The 857-nt window shown below is 47.3% G+C and carries 2 protein-coding genes; both read left to right on the top strand.

The annotated features are described in order from the left end of the window. The coding region (gene fliR, locus A3738_RS01070; protein WP_082889920.1) for a flagellar biosynthetic protein FliR at window positions 1–573 on the top strand (573 nt) is incomplete at its 5' end. Beyond that, on the top strand, window positions 574–857 hold a 284-nt coding region (locus tag A3738_RS01065), incomplete at its 3' end, for an EscU/YscU/HrcU family type III secretion system export apparatus switch protein (protein ID WP_197473498.1). It lies immediately after the preceding gene.

Genomic DNA, 857 nt, shown 5'->3' with positions numbered 1-857 from the left:
GTGACCTTGCAGCAAATTTTTATCGGTACCTTAATGGGCTTAATGTTTGTGTTTTTGATGCAGCTGTTTGTTGCTGCAGGTCAGATGATCGCCATGCAGATGGGCCTAGGTTTTGCGTCGATGATCGATCCGAGTAATGGGGTAAATGTCCCAATCCTATCTCAGATATTTTTAGTTTGCGTGACGCTTATCTTTCTTTCGATGAATGGCCACCTCGTTATGATCGAAGTGGCAGTTCAAAGTTTTCAGGCGTGGCCTATTTCAGACCAAATTATCGGCCCAAATAGCGTGTCGCGAGAGGATCTCTGGGGATTCCTGATGCGCATAAATTGGTTGTTTGCATCTGCGCTAGTGATTGCGTTGCCTGCCATTACGGCGGTGCTGATCATAAATTTGTCGTTCGGCATCATGACGCGTGCCGCGCCGCAGATGAACGTTTTTTCTTTGGGTTTTCCAATCGGTATGTTGTTCGGTTTATTTATTGTCTGGGTGAGCATTTCAGGCTTATTGCCCCAGTTTGATAATTTCAGTACCGACACCTTCTTATTTTTGCGTGATATGCAGGGCTTTTAGATGGCAGAAGAAGGTAACGATAGCAGTCAGGAAAAAACCGAAGAACCCACCCCCAGGCGAATAGAAAAAGCCAAGGAGGAGGGGCAGGTTGCGCGCTCAAAAGAACTGAACACGGCCTTGCTTTTGATTGTAGGTACGGGCGGGCTTCTGATCTTTGGCGCGCAAATTGGCGAAACGATGGTTGAGATCATGAAGCATAGCTTTGTGTTGCCACGCGAAGTTGTTTTTGATTCTCACCAAATGGGCCTTTATTTGCTGGACGCTGCGGGCGAAGCCATGCTCGT

This window comes from Oleiphilus sp. HI0066 (genome assembly GCF_001635725.1).
Note: the sequence above shows the minus strand (reverse complement) of the source record. Positions and strands in the feature narration are given on the sequence as shown.